This is a genomic window from Rhodopirellula sp. J20-39 (genome assembly GCF_057365095.1).
Genome location: NZ_CP195123.1, coordinates 7286090 through 7306819 on the forward strand (window position 1 = coordinate 7286090; position 20730 = coordinate 7306819).

General features: G+C 54.7%; 19 protein-coding genes. 9 read left to right on the top strand and 10 right to left on the bottom strand.

Annotated features, from left to right (window positions below; translation table 11 throughout):
- Positions 1-299: 299 nt before the first annotated feature.
- On the top strand, positions 300-758 hold the full coding sequence (locus ACR3ZL_RS26390; RefSeq protein WP_473650111.1) for a hypothetical protein: 459 nt from the start codon (positions 300-302) through the stop codon (positions 756-758).
- A gap of 231 nt (positions 759-989) precedes the next feature.
- Here the strand turns inward: ACR3ZL_RS26390 and ACR3ZL_RS26395 are convergent, their stop codons facing one another.
- Positions 990-2765: a DUF5060 domain-containing protein gene (locus tag ACR3ZL_RS26395; RefSeq protein WP_486173094.1), complete on the bottom strand. Its 1776-nt coding sequence runs from the start codon at positions 2763-2765 to the stop codon at positions 990-992.
- Between the two features lie 358 nt (positions 2766-3123).
- Here ACR3ZL_RS26395 and ACR3ZL_RS26400 point away from each other — a divergent pair, with 358 nt between their 5' ends.
- From ACR3ZL_RS26400 to ppk2, 4 genes are all read left to right on the top strand, one after another.
- On the top strand, positions 3124-3642 hold the full coding sequence (locus tag ACR3ZL_RS26400) for a sigma-70 family RNA polymerase sigma factor (RefSeq protein ID WP_473650109.1): 519 nt from the start codon (positions 3124-3126) through the stop codon (positions 3640-3642).
- Positions 3643-3653: 11 nt separating this feature from the next.
- Positions 3654-4925, top strand: coding sequence for a FecR domain-containing protein (locus tag ACR3ZL_RS26405; protein WP_473650108.1), 1272 nt, complete (start codon positions 3654-3656; stop codon positions 4923-4925).
- 279 nt (positions 4926-5204) lie between these two features.
- Complete coding sequence (locus ACR3ZL_RS26410) at positions 5205-6746, top strand: YifB family Mg chelatase-like AAA ATPase (protein WP_473650107.1); 1542 nt, start codon at positions 5205-5207, stop codon at positions 6744-6746.
- A gap of 278 nt (positions 6747-7024) precedes the next feature.
- On the top strand, positions 7025-7942 hold the full coding sequence (ppk2, locus tag ACR3ZL_RS26415; RefSeq protein ID WP_473650106.1) for a polyphosphate kinase 2: 918 nt from the start codon (positions 7025-7027) through the stop codon (positions 7940-7942).
- Positions 7943-8028: 86 nt separating this feature from the next.
- Here ppk2 and ACR3ZL_RS26420 read toward each other — a convergent pair whose 3' ends face one another.
- Together ACR3ZL_RS26420 and ACR3ZL_RS26425 are read right to left on the bottom strand one after the other, a co-directional pair.
- Entirely contained in the window at positions 8029-9210 is a 1182-nt protein-coding gene (locus tag ACR3ZL_RS26420; protein WP_473650105.1) for a cysteine desulfurase family protein, read from the bottom strand.
- 80 nt (positions 9211-9290) lie between these two features.
- Positions 9291-9803, bottom strand: a complete 513-nt coding sequence (locus tag ACR3ZL_RS26425; protein WP_473650104.1) for an SET domain-containing protein — start codon at positions 9801-9803, stop codon at positions 9291-9293.
- 217 nt (positions 9804-10020) lie between these two features.
- Here ACR3ZL_RS26425 and ACR3ZL_RS26430 point away from each other — a divergent pair, with 217 nt between their 5' ends.
- Positions 10021-10851: a hypothetical protein gene (locus tag ACR3ZL_RS26430; RefSeq protein ID WP_473650103.1), complete on the top strand. Its 831-nt coding sequence runs from the start codon at positions 10021-10023 to the stop codon at positions 10849-10851.
- A 152-nt stretch (positions 10852-11003) separates the two neighbouring features.
- Here the strand turns inward: ACR3ZL_RS26430 and ACR3ZL_RS26435 are convergent, their stop codons facing one another.
- Both ACR3ZL_RS26435 and mnmA read right to left on the bottom strand, forming a co-directional pair.
- Positions 11004-11435 (bottom strand): peptidylprolyl isomerase, encoded by a 432-nt coding sequence (locus ACR3ZL_RS26435; RefSeq protein ID WP_473650102.1) that lies wholly within the window; start codon positions 11433-11435, stop codon positions 11004-11006.
- A 98-nt stretch (positions 11436-11533) separates the two neighbouring features.
- Positions 11534-12742 carry a tRNA 2-thiouridine(34) synthase MnmA gene (gene mnmA / locus ACR3ZL_RS26440; protein WP_473650101.1) on the bottom strand — a complete coding sequence of 403 codons (1209 nt, stop codon included), beginning with the start codon at positions 12740-12742 and terminating at the stop codon, positions 11534-11536.
- 97 nt (positions 12743-12839) lie between these two features.
- On the opposite strand from mnmA, the gene prfB reads away from it, so the two are divergent.
- Positions 12840-13959, top strand: a protein-coding gene (gene prfB / locus ACR3ZL_RS26445) for a peptide chain release factor 2 (protein WP_486173095.1) whose coding sequence is annotated in 2 segments (ribosomal slippage) — positions 12840-12908 and positions 12910-13959 — 1119 coding nt in all. Because the reading frame shifts where the segments join, the coding sequence is not laid out codon by codon here.
- 301 nt (positions 13960-14260) lie between these two features.
- Here the strand turns inward: prfB and ACR3ZL_RS26450 are convergent.
- Genes ACR3ZL_RS26450 through ACR3ZL_RS26460 form a run of 3 tightly spaced genes read right to left on the bottom strand, consistent with a single transcriptional unit; the run spans position 14261 to position 16961 of the window.
- Entirely contained in the window at positions 14261-15031 is a 771-nt protein-coding gene (locus tag ACR3ZL_RS26450; protein WP_473650099.1) for an ABC transporter ATP-binding protein, read from the bottom strand.
- Entirely contained in the window at positions 15028-15801 is a 774-nt protein-coding gene (locus tag ACR3ZL_RS26455) for an ABC transporter permease (protein ID WP_473650098.1), read from the bottom strand. The genes ACR3ZL_RS26450 and ACR3ZL_RS26455 overlap by 4 nt, the downstream gene beginning before the upstream one ends.
- Positions 15801-16961, bottom strand: a complete 1161-nt coding sequence (locus ACR3ZL_RS26460) for an ABC transporter substrate-binding protein (protein WP_473650097.1) — start codon at positions 16959-16961, stop codon at positions 15801-15803. The genes ACR3ZL_RS26455 and ACR3ZL_RS26460 overlap by 1 nt, the downstream gene beginning before the upstream one ends.
- A 635-nt stretch (positions 16962-17596) precedes the next feature.
- Here ACR3ZL_RS26460 and ACR3ZL_RS26465 point away from each other — a divergent pair.
- The gene (locus tag ACR3ZL_RS26465; protein ID WP_473650096.1) at positions 17597-18043 is read left to right on the top strand and encodes a hypothetical protein; all 447 of its coding nucleotides are present in this window, start codon (positions 17597-17599) and stop codon (positions 18041-18043) included.
- Positions 18044-18246: 203 nt separating this feature from the next.
- On the top strand, positions 18247-18480 hold the full coding sequence (locus ACR3ZL_RS26470; RefSeq protein WP_473650095.1) for a SlyX family protein: 234 nt from the start codon (positions 18247-18249) through the stop codon (positions 18478-18480).
- Between the two features lie 107 nt (positions 18481-18587).
- Here ACR3ZL_RS26470 and ACR3ZL_RS26475 read toward each other — a convergent pair whose 3' ends face one another.
- On the bottom strand, positions 18588-19613 hold the full coding sequence (locus tag ACR3ZL_RS26475; protein WP_473650094.1) for a hypothetical protein: 1026 nt from the start codon (positions 19611-19613) through the stop codon (positions 18588-18590).
- A complete protein-coding gene (locus ACR3ZL_RS26480) occupies positions 19604-20725 on the bottom strand; it encodes an NAD-dependent epimerase/dehydratase family protein (RefSeq protein WP_473650093.1) in 1122 nt (373 codons plus the stop codon). Before ACR3ZL_RS26480 ends, ACR3ZL_RS26475 begins: the two co-directional genes overlap by 10 nt.
- Between the last annotated feature and the right edge of the window lie 5 nt (positions 20726-20730).

Sequence of the window (20730 nt, forward strand, 5' to 3'; positions counted from 1 at the left end):
GAAAAAGGAGATAAATGAGGAAAAGAGAGTGTCCCTGGATTAACACCGCGTCCCGGGCGTAACCTAACATGACGTCGTAAATGTCGCAAAGAGGCTCTCAAGACCACCCGGGCCTCGAATCTGCCGCATTGTGCGTGCTGAACGAGAGTTTGGCCCCGCGATGATCATTTGCAAGGCGCCCGATCGATGACGAATGAAGCGGAGCCTCCAGGATCGATCTCGAACAATTTGCCACGCTGAACGCGACAATTAGCGGATTCCTTAGCAATCCATTCCCCACGAATCCAGGAACCAAACCGATGGGACAACTCAGTGACGTAGGCGATGCCGACGGTTGGCGGTGTTGGCTATGCGACGAACCGGTCGACCGCGAGATGCCGCCCAACGACCCACGTGCCGCAACCGTGGATACACGAATCACAAAAGGTCGTGCCAAAAAGAAAAAGCAAGACAAGGGTGATTTACCACCCGAACGTCTGGCTCACAAGAGCTGCAACACCGGCAAGGGCGCGAACGATCCAGTCGTACCCTGGGCGGATCACTTGATTGTCGTCGATCCGGCACCAATCATCGCCGCTGCAGATCGTCTCCAGCGAAAAGGAGGCCGCGAAGCCATGGCTCGCTGCCCCACCCAAGCGGACGCTGATACCGCTGCAGCATGGCTGGTTGACCGGCTCTCGCGGCTCACTCCCGATCTGAACGTGCACACCGAAATCGCCAGTACGGGAGGCCAATATTTGGTCAGCCTGCGAACGTAGCCAAGCGTTGACGAATTGAGTTGGGGCTCAAGGTCTGGACATCGAAAGCAACTTTGAACGCACTGAAACATCCGGCAGCGTTCTCTCCCGCTCGCGGCTGGTTCCATAGAAGGACAACTCGGAACCTACAGCTCGATCGTCACTCAGAATGCTAGCCGGCTCGACCACAGCCACGCTTCCCAATTCAGGAAGCATGGCATTCAACTTCGACGGATCTAGAACTGCCGGTGGTTAGTTATTCTTTGGGTCGCCTGATCGTAGAACCACAAGCCAATCTCCGCCATCTAAATTCGGCGGGTTGCCCACGGACACCGATCCGCCAGCGACGACTGATTGCGTCGAACCTGATTTCAGCGGACCTCCCGTGCGAGGATTAAACCACTGCACTTCAAAACGGCCTTGAGCACTGGCAAGATCGATCGAAGTCTTAGCACCAGGTTTCAAAAAGATTAGATACAACTTACCTGGGTCCTGAAGACAGAAGGCATCCTTATTGGTCAGCAGGCCATCCGCATTGGTCATATTCCAAAACGGGATCTGGTGGTCGGCGAAAAAGTCCAAGGCAGCACGGCACTGCTTCCACATGTTTTGACGCACCCGGTAATCCTGGCACGTCAAATCGCTATGAGGGTGAGAGTATCCGAAGTACCACTCCACACCCGCACCACCGGCTAACAAGTTGCCCCAAAGTGCATTCTGGCGAGCGTTATCGTGGTCTGGGTTTTCAGCATCGGTGATCAACGAATGCTTCGCGTCGCCCGGTTCATCGCAAGCAACAACCCACGGCTTCCCCGCTTTGACGCTTCGTCGAATGTACTCGAGCGTTCGGTTATGAACGGAGCGAAAATCGGGTCGATTGGTTTGCAGCGAGAAGCCTGTCAAAGGGGACGCATCGCCCATCAAGTCATAGTGATTGTGCCCATTGTGAATGACCATGTGATGATGATAAGGGTCATGTGCCGCGAAGTAGTCAGCCCATGCACGCTTCTCTTCATAGCTTGCCTTGTGCCCCAATCCAACTTCCTCGCCGAGGTTCCAGTTCAGCGCAAGATGGTGTCCGAACCGGGCAATCAGCTCGCGATAGTACAACTTTCGTTCTGGCCCCGTGTTCCCCTTATCCAGAAGTTTGACGTTCTCCGCTTCTTGAGTCTTGAAGTGCAGATACATCCCGTTGTTTGTGCCATGCGAGAAAACGACTTCCCACTGATCCATCCGCGAACAGTCGATGCGATGACGTTCTTCGTAGCTCGTGTAAGGAAAGACGTTGCGATCGTCGCCTTCAATGTTCATGGTCAAAAACGAAAAGGAATTCAGCCCCTGTGACGCGAGATAATTGATCGCACCGATGATCCCTTTCCCTTTGTCGCCCTGCCAAGTCGGATCGCCACTGTTCCAATCTTGAACATGAGGCTGCCACGTTTTCACGAGGTTATCCTTCTTTCCATCTGTCTTAAAATCACCATCAAAATCTTTGTACGCGAGAAAATTCTCGGGCGCATCGACACCCGTCTTTAAGAAATACTCTTTGGTTCCCGCGAACTGCAGATGATGCTTACCAACATATTGAAGGCGCCCCTTCCCACGGAAATCTCGTCCTTTCTTATCTGACGCAGCAACATCAAACGTTCCTTTGACTCCATTGGCATTCTCAACAGGAGTGCCTTCGTGCAAGTCTTCTGAAACAGCAACATTTTTGCCGCGATGAAAGGCGACTTGATAGGTCCACGTGCCGGTGTGATCGGGCGACAAGTGAGCTCGCCATTTATTCCCCGACGTTGCCGACGTATTCGCGGCGTCCCCATCCGCTGCAAAATACCCAGGAACCCGGTAGGTCAATCCGGATTGGGGATGGCGAAACGTCACCTCCATTCGATAGTCCGTGAACGGGTTGGGTGTGCCGTTTTCCGAAGCCTCCGGGCCATCGATCGTTAACGTGACCCGGTGCCATTGTCTGAGCTTCCCCGTCACGGCTGCGGACGCCGGCTCGGCGGAGTGCGCGGTCACCATGGCACCACCTATTGAAAAGGCAATTCCCCAAAAACAAACAAGTCTTAAAGCCAATCGTTCCACGCTACATTCCTCAACCGCTAGGATTCACCAGAAATAACAAATTCACGTCTCTTTGGAACCTATTCACGAAAATCCCCCGAACGTGCACAGAAAAAGCGAAAACTTTTGCGTTGTCGCTCCGGTTTTCAATTTTCCTGTGCACGGTCGCCAGCTGTTAGACAATACGGATATTGACGCGATACCCATTTTCGTTGCTCGTTCCCCAATACCCGCAATTGAGCTCCAAGCAAAAAAGGGGAATGCTGGACCACATCTTCCCCATGAATCAAGCTCCAACTGCCTCTCCGATCATTCGATGAACGATCAATCTTTCCAGTCCTATCTCAACATCACTGAAAATCGATCTCGCATTCTTGCCATGATCGTCGCGATGGTTCACGACTTCGACTTAGCGGAAGAACTGTTCCAAGAAACGGTCGTTGAAATATTGAAGAGCGAAGACAGTTTTGACCCGAGTCGGACATTTCCGCCTTGGGCTTGTGGTGTCGCCAAACGAGTGGTCCTTCGGCATTGGCGACGTCAAAAACAGATGGCAACGAATGGGGTAACATCGATGCTGTCTGAACTCGCCGAGATCGCTGTGGAGGGAGACGACGAATTGTGGCGTGGCGAACGGGTCGCGTTACGACGTTGTTTCCAAAAGCTTCCTTCGCATATGCAGCGTCTCATGCTGCTACGGTACGGACGCAACATCAAAGGAAAAACCCTGGCCGACCAAGCGTCTATCCGAGTAGGCTCGATCCGCACAACGTTAGCGAGATTGCGTTGCCAACTTCGCCAGTGCATTCAGTCCCAAACCGCATCGTCGCCATGAGGACACCAAGAATGGATGAGCAATCATTCCAAGAACTGTTAACCAGTTACCTCGACGGCACGCTCGAAGAAGCAGAAATCGCTGAACTGCTCAATGCGGTAAAATCCTTTTCGAAATTCCGTACGCAATTTCAAGAGGAAACTCGTCTGCATGTTTTGCTGCGAGAATCGATGGCGGAACAAGTCGAAATCAACCTGATCCAACAGAGTGTGTCCGCACCCACGGTTTCCACACGCCGATGGTTCGCCCGTCTTGCAATTGCGAACGCGGCCGTCCTGCTTCTCGCACTGGGCCTCTACTTCTATCCCGACCTAGCAACAAATCATGCAACAGAAATGGGCGTATGCGTGAACGTGTCAGGCAGCAGCGAGGTAAAGATCCAACGCGCCGCTCGTGTCTTCCCACTATCACCAGACGCGCCTGTTCGGATCGGAGACAAAGTCATCTGCGGCGATCATGCTCGCGCGATGCTAAGACTGTCCGACGGTTCCATCCTCTCACTGGACAACGGGGCACAGGTGAGTCTGATGTCCACACGCCCCGAGATCACGCTCGACCGTGGCGAAGTCCTCTTCGAAGTCACTCGACGCAAGCCAGATGCACCGGCGTTCCAGGTCCATACCAAACACTCAACGGTGGATGTCATGGGAACGGTTTTCGGTTTAAGGGAGGACGGGCAAACAAAGTTAGAAGTCTACGAAGGCCGTGTCAGCATGATTCGGCACCAAGATCGCAAACGCGTCGTAGTCGGTGAACAGCAAAGGCTATGGACACAAGACACGAAGTTTGCGGTACAGGAGATTGCCAATCTTCCTCAAACGACAACCAGTATTGCACCGACGGACGACGTTACGCTGAACCGAGGCAAGCAAGCGACGCAGGATCTTCGGCTGAAAGTCGAAGCGAATCGACGAGTCGTGTACCTTCGCTTCGACGTCCCTGAAGTGGAACACCTGGTTTCGGCTACCCTGACCCTTACCCAAGAAATCGACACCGGTTCCGGCCTACTTCAAGTGCACTTGGGACAGCATAGCGATTGGAATGAATCCAACTTGGAACAGACAATCGCACCGGCCGCGTCCCAGGTCGTGGCGGAGTACCGCGGCGTCGTGACTCGCGGCCAAGTCATTGATTTGGACGTCACCGATGCGCAAATCCAGCCCGGTCCGATCACGTTCATACTAACGCTCAACAAATCCGGTGAAGACGACATCTGGTTTGGTTCACGAGAAGGCCGTCACCCACCTAAGCTCGTTCTCACCACGTCCGAACCTCCCCAATAGCCCGCATCCATCCGAATACCCAACCCAAGCCGACAGCTAACAAAGCACCGCTCAAATCGCTACTCACTTTCTAAAAGTCCTGCCACACGCCAAAAGAATCCTCTGCGGCTACTGGCACACATCTCAAACCGCGACCGAGTGACCTCAAAGTGACTCGCCTTGCGAGTGAAACTTCTCTCCCCTGTTGCATCGCGCTTTCCAGGGCGTCACGATGACTAAGCGTCAGTACACTTGGGCGACTTGACGCGGAAGACGTTTGGCCCGGAGGAAGGCAGCACTATGCTCGCACGATTGAAGACATTCACGTTGCTCGGAATCGAAGCAATGCCGGTCGATGTTGAGGTCGATATTTCACCGGCGGCGATGCCCAAGACGATCCTGGTGGGGCTGCCCGATACAGCGGTGAAAGAATCCACCCACCGTGTCGAACGAGCCATCGTCAACAGCGGATTTATTCGGCCCCAAGATAGAGTCGTGATTAATTTGGCTCCTGGTGATTTACCCAAACAGGCACCCTCGTTCGATTTGCCGGTCGCCTTAGGTGTCCTTGCCGGCAGCGGCCAACTCGATACCGCTCGACTGGAACACTACGCGGTCGTTGGCGAACTTGCGTTGGAAGGCATCACCCGGCCAGTCAAAGGTGCCCTCTCGCTCGCCATCGAAGCGGCCAAGAATTCGTCATTGAAGGGGTTCATCGTCCCGACCGCCAACGCACCCGAAGCGGCCGTCGTGGAAGGCTTGGAGGTGATCGCAGTCGACAGTCTGGCGCAGTGCGTTGCATTCCTGGCCGGTGAAATCGATATCCCGCCGGTCCCCAGTCGCGTCGAGGAACTCTTCGAACAATTCAGCGAATACGAAGTCGACTTCGCCGACGTCCGCGGCCAAGAAATGGCTAAGCGAGCGATGACCCTCGCCGCCGCTGGCCGCCATAATTTGCTCATGATAGGTCCGCCGGGGTCAGGCAAGACCATGCTCGCGAAGCGGCTACCTACCATCTTGCCTCAATTGGTACCTTCCGAGTCAATCGAAACGACACGGATCTATAGCGCCGTGGGGCAACTTCCTGCTGGACAACCATTGTTGGCCACACGCCCATTCCGAAGTCCTCACCACACTATCAGTGATGCTGGATTGGTTGGCGGCGGTAGCCCACCTTCACCGGGAGAAATCAGCAAAGCACACAACGGGATTTTGTTTCTGGATGAACTCCCCGAGTTCAATCGCAAAACCCTTGAGGTCATGCGGCAACCGCTCGAAGACGGCATTGTCACCATCTCACGTGCCCTGCGATCGACTACCTTCCCCGCCGACTTCATGCTTATCGCGGCCGCCAACCCATGCCCATGCGGATATCGCAGCGATCCGAGACGCAGTTGTAATTGCACACCACCACAAATCGAACGGTACATGTCGAAAATCTCCGGTCCTTTGTTAGACCGGATTGACTTGCATATCGAAGTTCCGGCGGTGCCGTTTGAAGAGCTATCGGCCCGTAAGGCGACAACGGAATCGAGCCAGAACATGCGAGAGCACGTTGTCAGAGCTCGTGAGATTCAAGCGGAGCGTTTTCGCGACAGCCCGGTCCGCTACAACGCGCAGATGTCCAGTCGTCAGGTACGCGAGTTCTGCGAACTCAGTCCGACCGGAACGCAACTCTTACGTGCCGGCGTTGAATCGCTGGGCCTGTCCGCACGTGCCCACGACAAGATCCTGCGAGTCTCACGCACGATTGCGGACATCGCCGGCAGCCCCTCAATCGAAGAAGACCACCTCGCCGAAGCGATCAGCTACCGCAATCTCGACGCTGACATCTGGGTGTAGTAGCTAGGCGCCAGCACGAACCCACGACCTACCGAATCTTCCTTGAAGAATAACCCAATCTTCACGCCCTGGGTTTCACCTATAAATCGCGGTCATTGGACTACCAATTTCATTGCGATGGGTGAACAGAATGACTCCTGGGCGATTCAACTCATTGCGTCAGGAACGGGACGGAGTAGCTTCTTTGTCGACAGCTATCAATCGTCTCGCGTGGCTAACCATTCGCTGAGCTCAGGACGCGATTGGAGCCACCACCCGCTGATAGGAAAATCCGACCGATGAGTGTTGATCAAGAAACCGACCAGCTTCATGATGCGTGGCTGGAATCGCTGGACGAAGAACTGGAGATCGAGCTAGACGACCAGCGTTTGAATGCGAATCTTCACGATGAACTTCCGACTTCGGAATCGACCGCACTCTTAAAGCATGAACGCGTCAAATACTTCCGCGAACTGCTGAAGCTGCAACGCGAACTGGTCAAGCTTCAAGATTGGGTGGTCGAGAAGAAAGAAAAAATCGTCGTGCTTTTCGAAGGACGCGATGCGGCAGGCAAAGGCGGTGCGATCAAACGTATCACCCAGCGGCTCAACCCGCGGATCTGTCGTGTAGCGGCGTTGCCGGCGCCAAGCGATCGCGAACAAACCCAGTGGTATTTCCAACGGTATGTCAGCCACCTTCCCGCCGGTGGTGAGATCGTGCTGTTTGACCGCAGTTGGTACAACCGCGCCGGCGTTGAACGCGTGATGGGTTTCTGCACCGACGATCAATACGAAGACTTTCTAGATACCGTTCCAACATTCGAAAAGATGCTGGCAGGCTCTGGAATCCGCTTGCTGAAGTATTGGTTCTCGATCACCGATCAAGAACAAAAGGCTCGCTTCGAAGCTCGTATCCATGACCCACTGAAACAGTGGAAGCTAAGTCCGATGGACCTGCAGTCACGGAAGCGATGGGAGCAATACACCAAGGCCAAAGAAATCATGCTGCAAAGGACTCACCATGCCGACGCGCCGTGGTGGATCATTAAGGGCGACGACAAGAAATCGGCGCGGCTGAATTGCATTCACCACTTGTTGGAACAGATTCCCTATCAGGAGGTCCCACGTCCTACGATCGAACTTCCCGAACGCAAATGCTCGGACGATTACAGCCGTAAGCCGATCGCGGATCAATTGATTGTTCCGACGATCTATTGAAAACGACCGGCAAATCAAAGTTGCCATAGCACACCAAAGATCCGCTCGTTCGATGACAAACGAGCATAATGACTTGGCCAAAAGACCTAAGAAAGAATTCCTTCGCTAGCCTCGGCAAGCAAGGCAACAACCTTGTCGATCTGTTCGCGGCTTGTGGTCCAGCCAACCGAGAACCGCAGCGTGCGACCGATTTGTTTTTCGGTTCGACCGATCGCCCGCAATGTCCGAGTCATTTCATCAGGCGGACTGATTGATTGCGCCGACGCGACCACGATCTGCCGGGCAGCCTTTTGTAACCGACGCGCTTCGCAGCCCATCTCGATACAAATCGTATTGGGCAGCCGATCATGATGTTCCGACAGCACGGTCACGCGGCCATCGAGTGTGGATCGCAAACCGTCAATCAAACGCTCGCATAATTCCGACAGGGTCGCTTGGGCTTCATCGACGCAGCGAGCGGTGAGTGATGCCGCTGCACCTAACCCAACGATGCCTGGCACATTCTCGCTGCCCGCTCGCAGTCCCATCTCTCGCGATTCACCATAAGAGATCGGATGCAGATCCAGACCACGGCGAACGAACAGGGCGCCCGATCCTTTGGGACCATAAATTTTGTGCGCGGATAAAGAAAGCGTATCCACTCGCAGCGTGTTCACATCGATCGGAATGCGTCCTACCGCGGCGGTCGCATCGCAGTGCAAACGGATCCCTTTGTTGTGACACAGATCGGCGAGTTTGCGGATTGGCTGGATCGTTCCCAAAACCGGGTTGGCTAATTGCAAACACGCCAATCGAGTCGTTTCACGGAAGCGAGATGCATACGCTTCGGGCGACACGATTCCATACTCGTTGGCCGGAACGGTCTCGACCACCCAGCCCAGGTGTCGAAGTTGTCGGGCCGCGGCGAGCACCGACTCGTTTTCAATTTCGGAAACTAACGCGTGCGGCGCGGGTCCATCGTTGTTGCAAGGATAGTAGGGGACCAAGTCGGCGGGCTGACGACCGGCGTGGCACATCATCGCGGCGCCCAGCACGCCTAGGTTGTTCGCCTCGGTGCCGCCACTGGTGAAGACCACCTCGAACGGGTCACACCCCAATAGCATCGAAACACCTTCGCGCGCATTTTCAACAGCTTCACTGACCGCAGACGCGTGGACATGCGACTGCGAGGGCAACATGAAGTGAGTCGACCAAAACGCCTGCATGGACTCGATCACCGAAGGGGCGACAGGCGTGGTTCGATTGAAGTCGAGATAGATCAGCGACACGAGTGGACAATTCGAGATACAGGTGAGAATACAGACTCACCAGCCTAACTACCGGCGTTTCGCATTCCAGCGAAAGGCGTTCACCGGGGCTTCTTTTTTTCGGCTTTTGCGATCTGCTTCATCTTCTTGACTTCGTCCTCGGCAACGACCCAGCCGCGACAGTTCCGGGCGCCGCATTGGCATTTCGGATTCCAGTCGAATGCTTCCCAGGCATAGTCAAACGTCAACTGAGTTTCTGGCTCGATGTTGCAAATCGCCACGACACCTAGTGAAAACTCAGTCAATTGGACCAGTTCGCAGTTCGGGCTGCACGAGTGATTCATGAACGCACCGGGGGTACTGGGCTCAAGATACCAGTCCTCGTCCAGATCCATCACGTACTCGCTGCCCACGTAGGCTTTCTTGGGGATCAACTGACCGGTCACTTCCATGACCAATTCACCCGGCAAGAATTGCCGAACGGCATAAACTCCGTGCCCGCATTTGCCGGAAGACCGGACTTCGATGTCGTCATCAAAGTAGGATCGGTAGTAGTAATCCTTGTCGACCAAGGCCTGTAGTTTTTTGCGTCGTTGCTTGTCCAAGGTAGTCATGCAGTGGATTCAGGGTGAAAAAAGATCAGGTTCGCTATTTGCCCTAATCGGTAGCTTCCCCAAAGTTGGGGTGATCGTCAATCGACGAAACGATTGAAACGGTTAGTCCGGAAATGACCCGGCATGGAATTTGGCAACAACACGGTCTGGTTGTTAGCCGATACCACCGAGGGTCCCTTCGACACCGACTGGACTGATACTCCACCCAGGGTGACTTATGAAACGTTCGCTGCCACTGTTTTTCGCCGTTTTTGCTACTGTTGCCTGCGTGCCAACGGCGCATGCGGACCTCGACTCGCTACTGGGCGACTGGGTTGACGCGGCAAGTTCCGAATCTGAATCGACCTCGGCTTCCGACCTTTCGCTGACCTCTGCCGGGGAAACTGGAGAATTCGGCTCGGCTGGCTACTCGACCTTGGCCTCGCCAACGGACATCCAGATAGCTGATATCGACTCCACCGAAGCGGATTCGCATCAAGTCGGTGAAGCAACATCCCTGACGGGGCATCATGGTGGATCAGGAACCTCCATCGGTCACCATCACGCCACTGCACCTGAAAACTTGTACGCGGCGCCATCGCCTAGCGTTAACCCATACGTCGGCCAATCTTCGGGTAGCTGCGGATGCGGCCAACCAAGCTGCGGTCAATCGAAGTGCAATAGCGGCTCATGCGGCTGCCAATCCGGTTGCGGTGAACTTCTGGAGCGACAAGCTGACTGCCGCAAGGTAGGCCAAAGCGAATGCCGGCCTCACCGCAGCCCGTCGCTTCCGCCCCCCAGCACGTTCTTGCAGCTATTCCGTAGCCGCAATTCGTACTCAGCGGTCTGGGAAGGCTATGCGGAAGAAACTCGCGAACGATGCCGGAACCGAAGTGCCCATCTGGACGGCACATGGCGATGCAACAAATGCGACAACCTGCTTGAGCCCGGTCAAGTTGCCTGTTCGGGCGGCTGCAAGCTCAAACTTCCAGCGGCGAAATGCCAAAGTGGATGCGGCGAGCTGATCGAGCCCTGCCCTGCTCCTTGTGAGACCGCTTGCGATCGCTAATTCGAAGCTGTGGGGTGATGACTAGCGTGTTTGCAAGCATTCCGATTGTAACCACGCCGTATTCGCTGCTCGCGATTCTCGTCCCCGAAAGAGCGTCCCGGTCCAGGTAAATCGGACAAGGGACGCTGGCGGCTTTCAAAAGCGTTTTCGGTTTACTCTTCCGTAACGCGAACGGTGGTCATTTCGTCGCCCTTTTCGATGGCGTCGACCACATCTTGGCCTTCAATCACCTTGCCGAAGACGCTGTGACGGTCGTCCAGGTGCGGCGTTGCAGTGTGGGTGATGAAGAATTGCGAGCCGTTGGTGTTCGGGCCCGCGTTAGCCATTGACAGCACGCCTGGTCCATCGTGCCGCAATTCAGGGTCAAACTCGTCTTCGAATTGATAGCCTGGGCCGCCCGTGCCAGTCCCCAAGGGGCACCCGCCTTGAATCATGAAGTCGGGGATCACGCGATGAAACTTCAAACCGTCGTAGTACTTCTTTTCGCAAAGCGTTTCGAAGTTGCCAACGGTTTTGGGCGTCTTTTCCTCGAAGAGTTCAATTTTGATGGTGCCGCGATTGGTTTCGAAGGTGGCAACTTTCATGTTTCTTGTTCAGCAAGTGGTTCGAAAATGGGGAAAACGCTACATGGATTCGCTGTGCGTTGTTTCGATGCCGACCATAACGGACCCAAGATTTCCGTTCAATCCGATGCGGTTTCGGCAAGGGCGTCTTGGACCGTTGTCGCCGCCACAATCCAGCCGCCGCCCAGCACCCGCTCGCCGTCATAGACAACCGCAGCCTGGCCGGGCGATATCGCCGATTGGGGCTGATCGAAACGAACCTCAAAGCTGGCAGGGTCGGACTCGCCGAACACAACCCGTCCGGCGTGAGGCTGACCGTTGTAGCGAAATTGGACCCGCACACGTTCAGGCATCTCAGCGGGATCGATCAACCAGTTCGCCTGGTCGGCCAACAACCCCGGGGCTAGTAGTTCTTCAGCGCTCCCCAGCACGACTCGTTTGGTCTTTGGTTCAATCCGGATCACAAAATGCGGCTTGCCGAGCGCAACGCCTAAGCCTTTCCGCTGACCGACCGTGAACGCCTCAAATCCGTCATGCTCGCCAACAACCTGCCCCGTCGACAACACAATCTCCCCCGCAGTGGCTCCCACCATGTCGGGTCGACGTGACTTCACAAAATCGCTGTGGTGCCCCTGAGTGACGAAGCAGATCTCTTGGCTGTCCTTCTTTTCGGAAACCCCAAGTCCAATCGATGCCGCAATCTCTCGGATCTTTGTTTTTTCGAAATCGCCCACCGGCAACATCATCCGCGACAAACGCTCTCGTCCGATTCCAAACAACGCATACGACTGATCCTTATGTCCGTCCAACCCCCGATGTAGCTCCCGCTGGCCACCCTGGACCACCATCCGAGCGTAGTGACCCGTGGCCACGAAATCCGCATCCACACCGTCCGCGTAGTCAAACAAACGACCGAACTTGATCCAGTTATTGCATTTCACACACGGGTTGGGGGTCCGAGCGGCGAGATAATCATCGACGAAATAGTCCACGATCCGCCGAAAGTCCTCTTGAAGGTCCAACGAATAGAACGGGATGTTCATCGACATCGCAACACGCCGCGCGTCCGCCGCATCGGTCGCACTGCAACATCCCTGTTTGTGGTCCGCTCGCTTGCCCGACGACGCCGATCCAGCGACGTTGCCCAACACCGGAAGGTTCAACGGATTGGCGTTATTTTCGCCATCGGAATCAATTCGGCAGGCCGAAGCGGAGGCCTCACCGTGACGCATGAAGACACCAATGACGTCGTGCCCCGCCTGGGTTAACAGGTGGGCTGCGACGCTGGAATCAACGCCTCCACTCATCGCGAGAACGACACGGGACATGTATAAATAACTCGGTTAGAAAAATAGAAATGGTGATCGATCCAGTTCGACTGAATCCAGTCACCCACCCCATCATACCCAAAGAGGCCCATTCGTCATGGACGCAGAACTGGTCAATCGCAGCAAATCGATCCAAGCTCGCCTGAAACAACTGCAGGACTCTCTTTGACCACGCTGGCAAACTAACCGCAATCAAGTCTATCGAAGACAAAATGGCGGCTCCTGACTTTTGGGACAACAGCGAAAAAGCCCAAACCGTTGTCATGCAGCTTAAGGGCCTTAAGGGCATCGTTGGCCCCATGGACGACCTTGTCCAGACCGTCGAGGACCTCGAAGCCCTCTTTGAGATGGCCGAAGAAGACGCCTCGATCGAAGACGAAGTCCGCAGCGAGATCACTCGTCTCGAGACGGTCCTGGACGACCTCGAACTGAAAGCCTTGCTCAACGGTCCCAACGACGGTGCCGGGGCAATCGTCACGATCAATGCGCGCGATGGCGGTACCGACGCGAACGACTGGGCCGACATGATGCTGCGAATGTACTCCGCCTGGGCAGTTGGCCAGGACTACAAAATTGAGCTTCTCGACCGTCAAGAAAATGAAGAGGCCGGAATCAACCACGCCTCGATCGCCGTTCGAGGCCCGATGGCTTACGGGTACCTGAAGGGTGAGGAAGGAATGCATCGCTTGGTTCGGATCAGTCCGTTCAACAGTGAAGGCAAGCGGCAAACCAGCTTCGCCGCCGTCAGTGTGTCGCCGGAAATCGATGACTCCATCGAAATCAACATCGAAAAGAAAGACGTTCGTGAAGACACCTACCGCGCCGGTGGTGCGGGTGGACAACACGTCAACAAAACCGACAGTGCGGTTCGCTTGACCCACATCCCCACCAACACGGTCGTGCAGTGCCAAAACGAGCGCAGCCAGCACCAGAACCGGGACACCGCCTGGAAAATGCTGCGAGCCAAAATGGCTAGAATCGAAGAAGAACGACGAGAAGCCGAAGACGCGTCCAAGTACGCTACCCAAGCTCGCACCGGGTTCGGAAGCCAAATCCGTAACTACTTCTTGCACCCTGATCAACGGGTCAAGGATTCACGCACCGGCCACTACGTCGGCAACTTCGAAAGCGTCCTCAACGGCAGCGAACTGCAAGGCTTCTTCGACGCCTTCCTTAGGCTCAAAGCGGGCAAAACCGAAGCCGTCATCGAAGAGTGAGCAAGGCCGCTGCAGTAACCGCAAAGTCTCGCGACTCTTCTAAACGCTGAGACTGTAAAGCTGTACAAACCGCGTCCGCAAAGAGAGCGGCCGGTTTTCGAAATAGCATGCTGGCAGCATCCTGCGAACCTCGCCCGCGCAGCAGGAGGGGTCGGAAAGCGAGCGTTCAGCGAGATTTCCGGGGGAGCGGCAATACGCGCCACTTCCCATACCCGGCCGCCTGGTACCCAGGCTCCCGCCTGCCAAGCATCAAAGTCCACAAGGCAGGAGCATCCAGGCAGTGCGTTTTCTCATCTAACCATCAAGACGCGCCAGAAAAATCGAGACCCATCGTCTCAAAGATCTCGTCTCTCAATCGCAAGTATTCAGGAGCGTCAAGGTTACGGGGACGCGGCAGGTTGACGTCCAGAATCTTGCGGATTGCGGCGGGTCGTGGACTCAACACAACCACGCGGTCAGCAAGTTGCACGGCCTCTTCGACATCGTGAGTCACAAACAGCACCGTCTTCTTTTCTTGTCGCCAGATGTTGACCAGGTCAGCCCGCATCTTCATCCGAGTCAAGAAGTCCAACGCACCGAGTGGCTCGTCCATGAACAACACATCAGGGTCCGCTGCTAACGCCCGAGCGATCTCGACACGTTGCACCATCCCGCCCGATAGCTCTCGCGGGTAAGCCCGCTCGAATCCAGCCAGTCCCACCATCTCGACATAGCGGGCAACCGTGCGTTCCCGCTCGGTACTCGGCCGATCAAGTAACCCGAACCCGATATTTTCCTGAACGGTCAACCAAGGGAAAACGGCATTGTTTTGAAAGATAAAAACGCGACGCGGGTCAGGACGAACGACCGCTTCCCCGTCAATCAAAACCGTACCCGACGTCGGCTTCAAGAATCCACATGCCATGTTCAGCAACGTGGACTTCCCACACCCCGACGGGCCAACGATGCATATAAACTCGCCCTGCTGGACCGTTAGATTGAACGAACTCAACACCGGCATCGACTCGCCGCCATCATGTGAGTAGTCCAGCGTTAAATCCTGCAACTGTATCTTGGCTGTTTCAGCACTCATCGCGATGTCCCTCCACTGCGAGTCAAAGTCATGTTTTCCAATCGCAACATGACCGCGTCCAACAACATCCCGATGACCGAGATCACAAGCATCGCCGCGACCACAAAATCATAACGAAGGTTATTGCGAGAATCGTTAATTTGGAAACCAAGTCCCGACTGCACTCCCAACATCTCCGCAGCCACCAACACGACCCAAGCGATCCCCATCGCCAGTCGTAATCCAGTCAATATCTGGGGTAGTGCCGCCGGCAAGATCACCAGTCGCAACAAAGCTAAACCGCTAACACCAAAGTTCTGCGCCGCTCGCAAGTACTTACTATCGATGCCTTCGACCGCCGACGTCGAAGCCGTCACGATGGGGAACACCGACGCTAAGAAAATCAAAAAGATCGCTGACAGATCACTTGGTTCCCACCAACGCATCCCGCCAAATACCAAAACCGCGATGGGCAACCAAGCGATCGGCGAGATCGGACGCAGTGCTTGCACCAACGGGTTCAATAGTTCACGAATCCAATTTGACCAACCAATCGCAAGCCCCAGTGGGATGCCGACCAGGACCGCCAACAAGAATCCCCACGTGACCCGGAAAACCGATGCGATCACGTATCGCCAAAGTACACCTTGGCTAGCCAATTCAAACAAACCGGTCAGCGCCAACCAAGGCCCCGGCACGTCCGTCCTGCTGTTACCCAAAGTTGCAATGTGCCAAGCGAGCACAAACAATCCGATGCCGGTCAGGCCGAGCAGAATCTTACGTATCGACATCACTCTTGAGCCTCCTGGCCCACCGGCAATGTCCACATTCCGGATTCCTCAAACGAAGGATCGCAGTAGTCGTCAAACCCAAACGGATCTTCAGCGGTCACCGGGCGAAAGCTGAAAAAACCCAACTGTTCGGCGTACTGCTGAATCTCTTTAAAGTCGTCCTTGGCGAGGTTCAAATGCGTGTACCGAACACGATCGATCGGTCTGGTCAGCACAAACTTCAACAACTCTGGATCTTGGTTGTAGTATTCTTGCCGAGCCGCAATCATCGCCGCCTGCATTCGGGGTGAATTGCCAAATCCATCCGGGATCGTCACCTCGCCTGGCTGCTCACTGCCCGTTTCGCGAAGCCCCGCCATCAAACGATTGTCGCCTTCGTCGATCCATTTGCCCGAAGCGGAAATCCCTTGCACCAATTCAGCAACTAAATCGGGGTCCCGCTCGATCAATCGCTCCGTCACCACCAACACGCACGAAATGAAGTCGGGCCAAATGTCTTTGGTGAAATACAGGACTCGACCGAACCCATCAATCTCGGCCTTCGCCGCAAACGGCTCGCCCACGATGTACGCTTCGAATTGCCCCGACTTCAATCCCGCTGGCATTTCTGGCGGCGGGTAGTCAATCATCGTGATATCCGCGTTGGTGAACCGAAACTCATCCTTCAGCTTCTCAACCAATATTCGCTGGTTGGAATATCGGTGCGGAATCGCTATTCGTTTACCCCGCAAATCTTCGAACGACTGAATCGGCGAATCGTCTCGAACAACGATGGCAGTTCCATCGCGGTGCCCCAAATGTACGATCTTGACCGGCGTTCCCTGACGCTGCATGACCATCGCGAGCGGAGCCAAAATGAACGCGGCGTCGAGATTGCCCGCGTCAATGTCTTCGGTCATCGCTGGCCAACTGGTATATCGCCACGACTCGAATTCCGAATGCTGATCGGAATGCTTGCTAACCCAACTGGTCACCGGACAAGTTAAGTGACAGGTCACCGGCAAGTGCCCTACACGAAGCGACTTCCGCGTCGCCGTCTCACCGTCCATCGAAACCGTATCGGGACGCTTGAAGAGCTCAAGATTGAAATGGGCATGCAACAGCGTCACCGTCATTAAAAAGACGAAGCACGCCACCACGAGTTTGCCAAGCTGAGTCATCAGTTAACCAAATGAAATACTGGACCAGGTTCAACGTTCAGAATAAATGGAAGATCACGCCTTCTATCCCATCCGCCGCTTTCGACGTCAGCCCGCCCTTCACCTATAAAATATCGACTCGTCGCAAAACTCTTAGCTGGCCAATCGGCTTGCCGAGCGAATCATTACGATCGAGACGAATCACGGAAAACCATAGGTTACGAGAAGCGACCAAGCGAGATTTTGCTCCCATGTTCGCCGACATCCCATTCATCGGCGTTTAATCAGCCTAGCCAGTTCCGATCGGATACCGAACCACACTTGCCAGCCATACTCCTAATCGGCGTCCTGCGGTTTGACGGCCAAAAGTCTGGATTCCAAACAGATTACCGAAGCAAAAATGCCTGAATCCGTTTGTCTGGCTGAAAAACGCAACCTATTCATTACCCAGAGAAGAAATTGCTTGAACGAAATCGCTGGAAACCCAGGTACGACCTGACTCAATAGCGGTCGTAGCACTCGAAACCTCATCAACAGGTTCAACGTCTGCTAGCGACATCCGTTCATGGCTATTTTGCCGAGTCAATCTTGTTCAAGGTTGGCTTACCGATGGATTGGAAACCGACTCCGAATTTCCGTATTACATTGAGAATACAGTGTCTTTGCTTCGTCGCTTTTGGGCTCCCACGATCATCCTCGTCATGGTTGCAATCCATGCCGCTGTGATTGGGTACGTCCGTAGTCGCGTCAATCGCTTGAGCAATTTGCAAAGCAACGCCGTTGAAATTGGTGATCTTCGATTCCAAAACATCAACGAAGCTGGCTTCACCTACCAACTGCAACTGCATGCCGTTGTGGATCCCAACCATCACTTCCGCGGCGAACAATTGCTGACCCAGTCGCGGATGGAGATCATTGAGGCGACCGAACAGATGCTACGCCAAGTCGATGCAACTTGGTTGGCAGATCCATCGCAAAACGAAATCCGTGAACAACTGATGAACGTCGTCCTGACCCACCTGGATGAACCCGTCGTCCAGAGGGTGCTAATCACAGACTGGCTCAGGGTTCCGGTAAGCACGACGCTTCCCGCGATTCGATAGCACGCAATCGCCCGCCCCGTAACATCGCCGATGTCCGTCAGCGATCGATTCGGTCGTTACGGCTAACAATGGCCCATTCGATATCGGGCATCGATTCGTTTTCGGATGGTCTTGTGGGGAAACGACTGCGGACACGCCTGTCTTACAGACAATGCTGCCCTATGCTCCAATAGCACTTAAAACCTCTATTGTTCGAGCCGTCTATGTCCCCACCATCACCCAACCGATCAATCGACGACCGCGTCACTCAGCTTGAAATTCAGCTTGCGCACAGCGAGCGAACTTGCGAACAACTCAACGAAGTCGTAACACAACTGACGCTTGACGCGCAAGAACGGGATCGGTTGATCAAACGCATCATCGAACAGGTCAAGGAAGTGAAGAACAAGATGGACGAACCGGGCACGGTCGAGGACGAAAAACCGCCCCACTATTGAGCGAGCAATTTTCTCTGGCAGAATCTCACTAGCTGTCACCTTTCGCGATCAATGCAATGATCGCCGCTTCGGCTAGCTCCGTTCCTTGCGAAACCCTCTTGGTTAAGTCAGCTTACCGAATTATCGATCTCACCGGCTTCTTTCTCGGTTGGCATCGTGACGGGGTCCAAACTTAAGCATTCCGGACCTAGCCATTCCGAGCCTAGCCACTCAGGTACCAGCCCTCTCAATTGCAACCGGAAACCAGCCTTCCGCCAGCGTTTTAGAAACCAAGCATGACCAAGAAACAGAATGCCTGATTGATACGCGTGAGATCCCCAATCGGTAGACATCGACGACATGTTGCCTCCGCCAGGCCTACGTTCGAGCCAGTGCTTGAAGACTTGATCATAACCCACGGCACATGCTGTTGCCGCAAACAGACAAGCGGCAACAACCAACAATCGATTTCGACCTCGCGGTAAGACTTCGGCCAAAGCGGCACCGAACAAGACAAACAGCATCCTCGCATACTGCAACACGGATATCGCAAGGGTGTATTCCAGCGACGGCATCATGACCACGGAATCGCCTTCCACTCGCGCCGCTTGGTAGCGAACCATCGCAAATATACCTGCCGCCAAAGCAGTCACAACGATCATTGCCTTAATTGACCAACGATCCAACCGAAGCGTTGTTGAATCAGCCCCTGGCGAGACGTGCCAAAAACTGAAAACGGGTGCCACGACTCGCAGCGAAAGGATGTTAAGTGCGACCCACAAAGAACTCCAAATCGTGGTCGACCAGATATCCGTAAACTCAACATAGTTTGAATCGCTAAACCAACCCGCAGCCACCGAAATGATTGTTGCAAAGCACACCGTAACAAGTGCGAACAGAACCAATAACCAAACATCTGGCCGTTTGGGATATCGACACTGCCACCATATGGCCAATTGCCAATAAGTCACCAATGACACCAACATCGGCAACATCATCAGCGTCTCCACGCCACGTCCGTAAACCGGAAACTGACGCGAGGAGAAAAACATGTACAGCGGAATCGCAGCGGTTGCCACAATTGTGAAGATTCCCCAGATCAGACAGGTGTTCCAAAACACACGACTGGATTGCGACTTAGACACTACAGCCATTGTTTCTCTCGATACCAATCAGCGGTTTCCTTAAGCCGGATCGCAAGATCAACCGAAACCTCGAAGCCGCACTCCTCTTTGAGCTTGGTCACTTCGCATGCGAAGCCTCGCGACGATGCTTCTCGCGACTTATCGATACCAAAGATATGCGGCCGGCCCCGTAAGTAGCTCATCACCTGGTTCGCGATCGCTGTGACTCGAACCGCCCCGCTAGGAACAGGAACACAACGTACCCGGCGTCCTAAAGCATCGCCAACCATTTCGCCCAGCCTACTATACAGCAGGGCATTGGGGTGACTGACAAAGTAAGTTCCCACACTTGGCTGATCCACCGACGCACGCTTACCTTTCAGCAAGACAGCTTCAATGCCATGACACAGATCTTCTACGTGGATGACGGAAAACAACGAGGGTGCCAGCCCAGGGACCAAATGAACGCCTAGCTTGGCGATCGTCTTAAACAGATCCAGTCCATCCCGATCGCCCGGTCCCAAAACAATCGGTGGTCGCACGATACTAATCGGGACGCGATCGGCAATCGCGAGGACCGCGCGTTCACCATCAAGCTTGCTGCGTCCGTAATCTGAAATCGGTGATGGGTCGTCGAACTCATTCCGTTTTCGATACCCCGCGATTCTATCGCCGTGCCACCCACTCAAACTCACAACATGATCGCCCCCAGATCGACTCGAAACCGTATCGATGTCGGCACGAATAGGTGAACCGACTTGCGAACCGGTTCCGTCGGGAAGCACAGGCCCTGCCGCGGCAAGTGATGAAACCGCGATCAGTTCGACGGGCACAGTTTGGTTCGCACATGCAATCGCAAGATTCCGAGCCCCGGTTTCATTCGCATCCCATAAAGACTTTACCTTAAGCGACTTGGTCAGCCCGGCTAAATGGATCGCGGCATCCATCCCCGTTACGGCTTGTTCCAGTGACTCGACATGTGCGAGCAATCCCACCGAAAGCTCAACGCCTAACTTTTCAAGCTCCGACGTTTCGGAGCTTTCCCGAACGAGGCACCGAACATCATAGCCTTGCTGCTTCAGGTAACGCACCAAATGGCGACCGATAAACCCGCTAGCCCCTGTGACCAAGATTCGCTTCACGACAC

What these genes read in the sequence shown, in the direction of transcription:
- ACR3ZL_RS26410 (WP_473650107.1), top strand. Translation starts at nt 5,205, where the DNA reads ATGCTCGCACGATTGAAGACATTCACGTTGCTCGGAATCGAAGCAATG.
- ACR3ZL_RS26450 (WP_473650099.1), bottom strand. Translation starts at nt 15,031, where the DNA reads ATGAGTGCTGAAACAGCCAAGATACAGTTGCAGGATTTAACGCTGGAC.
- ppk2 (WP_473650106.1), top strand. Translation starts at nt 7,025, where the DNA reads ATGAGTGTTGATCAAGAAACCGACCAGCTTCATGATGCGTGGCTGGAA.
- mnmA (WP_473650101.1), bottom strand. Translation starts at nt 12,742, where the DNA reads ATGTCCCGTGTCGTTCTCGCGATGAGTGGAGGCGTTGATTCCAGCGTC.
- ACR3ZL_RS26470 (WP_473650095.1), top strand. Translation starts at nt 18,247, where the DNA reads ATGTCCCCACCATCACCCAACCGATCAATCGACGACCGCGTCACTCAG.
- ACR3ZL_RS26390 (WP_473650111.1), top strand. Translation starts at nt 300, where the DNA reads ATGGGACAACTCAGTGACGTAGGCGATGCCGACGGTTGGCGGTGTTGG.
- ACR3ZL_RS26425 (WP_473650104.1), bottom strand. Translation starts at nt 9,803, where the DNA reads ATGACTACCTTGGACAAGCAACGACGCAAAAAACTACAGGCCTTGGTC.
- ACR3ZL_RS26475 (WP_473650094.1), bottom strand. Translation starts at nt 19,613, where the DNA reads ATGGCTGTAGTGTCTAAGTCGCAATCCAGTCGTGTGTTTTGGAACACC.
- ACR3ZL_RS26435 (WP_473650102.1), bottom strand. Translation starts at nt 11,435, where the DNA reads ATGAAAGTTGCCACCTTCGAAACCAATCGCGGCACCATCAAAATTGAA.
- ACR3ZL_RS26460 (WP_473650097.1), bottom strand. Translation starts at nt 16,961, where the DNA reads ATGACTCAGCTTGGCAAACTCGTGGTGGCGTGCTTCGTCTTTTTAATG.
- ACR3ZL_RS26455 (WP_473650098.1), bottom strand. Translation starts at nt 15,801, where the DNA reads ATGTCGATACGTAAGATTCTGCTCGGCCTGACCGGCATCGGATTGTTT.
- ACR3ZL_RS26400 (WP_473650109.1), top strand. Translation starts at nt 3,124, where the DNA reads ATGAACGATCAATCTTTCCAGTCCTATCTCAACATCACTGAAAATCGA.
- ACR3ZL_RS26405 (WP_473650108.1), top strand. Translation starts at nt 3,654, where the DNA reads ATGGATGAGCAATCATTCCAAGAACTGTTAACCAGTTACCTCGACGGC.
- ACR3ZL_RS26395 (WP_486173094.1), bottom strand. Translation starts at nt 2,765, where the DNA reads ATGGTGACCGCGCACTCCGCCGAGCCGGCGTCCGCAGCCGTGACGGGG.
- ACR3ZL_RS26430 (WP_473650103.1), top strand. Translation starts at nt 10,021, where the DNA reads ATGAAACGTTCGCTGCCACTGTTTTTCGCCGTTTTTGCTACTGTTGCC.